4 protein-coding genes are annotated in these 2,177 nt (G+C 63.6%); 1 reads left to right on the forward strand and 3 read right to left on the reverse strand.

The features are described from left to right. The coding region (locus RMO89_RS15180; protein WP_310534147.1) for an inorganic diphosphatase at positions 1-195 on the forward strand (195 nt) is incomplete at its 5' end. On the opposite strand, the gene RMO89_RS15185 is transcribed toward RMO89_RS15180, so the two are convergent. From RMO89_RS15185 to RMO89_RS15195, 3 genes are all read right to left on the reverse strand, one after another. Beyond that, the gene (locus RMO89_RS15185; RefSeq protein ID WP_310534148.1) at positions 192-668 is read right to left on the reverse strand and encodes a GNAT family N-acetyltransferase; all 477 of its coding nucleotides are present in this window, start codon (positions 666-668) and stop codon (positions 192-194) included. The two genes, RMO89_RS15180 and RMO89_RS15185, sit on opposite strands and share 4 nt — an antisense overlap. Beyond that, positions 665-1,573, reverse strand: a complete 909-nt coding sequence (locus RMO89_RS15190) for an EamA family transporter (protein ID WP_310534149.1) — start codon at positions 1,571-1,573, stop codon at positions 665-667. The genes RMO89_RS15185 and RMO89_RS15190 overlap by 4 nt, the downstream gene beginning before the upstream one ends. Next, a partial coding sequence (locus RMO89_RS15195; protein WP_310534152.1) for a DMT family transporter occupies positions 1,570-2,177 on the reverse strand: 608 nt, incomplete at its 5' end. The genes RMO89_RS15190 and RMO89_RS15195, both read right to left, overlap by 4 nt.

Below are 2,177 nucleotides of genomic sequence, written 5' to 3' on the forward strand. Positions count from 1 at the left end.
TTCCCTTACTATGAGAACGTCGACGAAAAGGAACATCTGCCCGCCATCGTCATGCAGCAGATCGAGCATTTCTTCACCCATTACAAAGACCTGGAGCCCAAGAAATGGGTCCGCGTCGGCAAATGGGGCGATGCCGACGAAGCGCGGCAAGTGGTGCTTGAGGCAATCGCAGCGTACGACGCGGCGAAGGCCTAACCTGCGAGCGTGGTCAGCGCGTTGCCGGTCACACGATTGACCGCCCATCCGTCCATCGTCTCGGCACCGAGCGACCGGTAGAAGCTGATCGCGGGCTCGTTCCAATCGAGCACTGACCATTCGAGTCGCGCACAGCCGCGGTCGAGCGCAAGTTGCGCCAGATGCCGCAACAGTGCCTTCCCGGCCCCTGATCCGCGCGCCTCGGGCGCGACAAAAAGATCCTCGAGATAGATTCCGGGGCGACCCTCGAACGTCGAGAAATTGTGAAAGAACAGCGCAAAGCCGACCGGCGCGTGATCGGCTTCGGCAATGACGACCTCGGCCTTGGGCGCGTCTCCGAACAGATGACCTTTCAACACCGCCGGATCGAGCCGTACTTGGTCGGCCAGCCGCTCATATTCGGCCAGCGCGCGGATAAAGCCGATGATCAGGTCGAGATCGGCCGGCCCCGCGCGCCGGATGGTCATGGTCATACCGGTTCCCCTTGGACAAAACGCTGCGCAATGCGTGGCCACAAGATGCCAAGCGCGAGGCCAGACATGACCAGCGCCGCCGCGATCAGTTTCCATGCCTGCATCGGCTCGCCCAGGATAATCGCCGACGCGGTCATCCCGAACACCGGCACCAGCAGCGCGAGCGGTGCAACGCTTGCTGCCGGGTAGCGCGCCAGCATCCAGCCCCATACGCCATAGCCGAACATCGCGTTGCCGACGGCCTGCCACGCGACCGCTGCCCAGGTCACGGCATCGGCGTCGCGGACGCCGTTGAGCATGGCGGTTGGTCCTTCGAACACGAAGGCGAGCGCGAAGAGCGGTGGCACCGCGAACAGGCTCGACCAGACGACATAGGCGAGCATGTCCACTTTCCCGGCCGCGCGCGACACCATATTGCCGCCCGACCAGCTGAGCGCGGCAATCAGGAGCAGACCCAGCCCCAGCAGCGTAATGCTGCCGCCGGTATGCGTCAGAATCACGGCGATCCCCGCCACCGCGAGCAACAACGCCACGACCTGCACCGCCTGCAACCGCTCACCGGTCAGCCACATCGACAGTCCGATCGTGAAAAAGACCTGCATCTGCATGATCAGCGAGGCGAGCCCCGGCGTGACATCGGCCCGCAGGGCAATGAACAGCGCGCCGAACTGCCCAGCGCCGATCAGCACGCCATAGGCGGCAAGATTGGCCCATGACGCCTGAGGCCGCTTCAGGAAAAACGCGGCAGGCAGGAACACAGCGGTGAAGCGCAGCGCACCCAGCAACAGCGGCGGCAAATGCGCCAGGGCGAACTTTATCACCACGAAGTTGCTGCCCCACACCGCCATCACCGCAATGGCGAGCAGCAAATGGGCGGGCGTCAGCGTCGTGCGCAGCGGCGTCACAAAGCCGCTTCCAGTTTCGCCGTGTCGGGTCGACCGCCACGTGCCGCAATGATGCATCCCGTCACGATAAGCACCGCCCCGGCAACCGTACTCGCCGTCACCGCCTCGCTATAGAAGATGGCCCCCATGATCGCCGCCCAGACGAACGCGGTGTATTCGACCGGCACCAGCACCTGCGCCTCCGCCCGCGAATAGGCCCAGCTGAGCAGGAAAAGGGAGCAGTATGCGAGCGCCGCCGACAGGATCAGCATCGGCCAGTGAGACGCATCCGGAACGTGAAAGATCGATGGCGCGACCAACAACACAATTGGCAACGCCAGCAGCAGAAAAAGGCCCGCCGTGATGTTCTGAAAGAACGCGACTTCGCTGGGTGGCGCAAGCAGCGCCTGTTGCCGCATCAGGATGATGTTCCACGCATAGAATATTGCGGAAATTAGGATCGCCGCGACCCCGTCCAGATGACGCTCGCCCCCCGCCCCGATTCGAGCGGCCAGCAGCACCGCCACACCGCAAAGGCCGAGCATCGACGCAATGATGCTATGCCGCCCAACCGTTTCGCCAAGTAGCACCACCGCCAGATAGAGCGCGATCAGGGGCGCAATGA

The organism is Novosphingobium sp. (genome assembly GCF_031424035.1).
Classification (GTDB): domain Bacteria; phylum Pseudomonadota; class Alphaproteobacteria; order Sphingomonadales; family Sphingomonadaceae; genus Novosphingobium.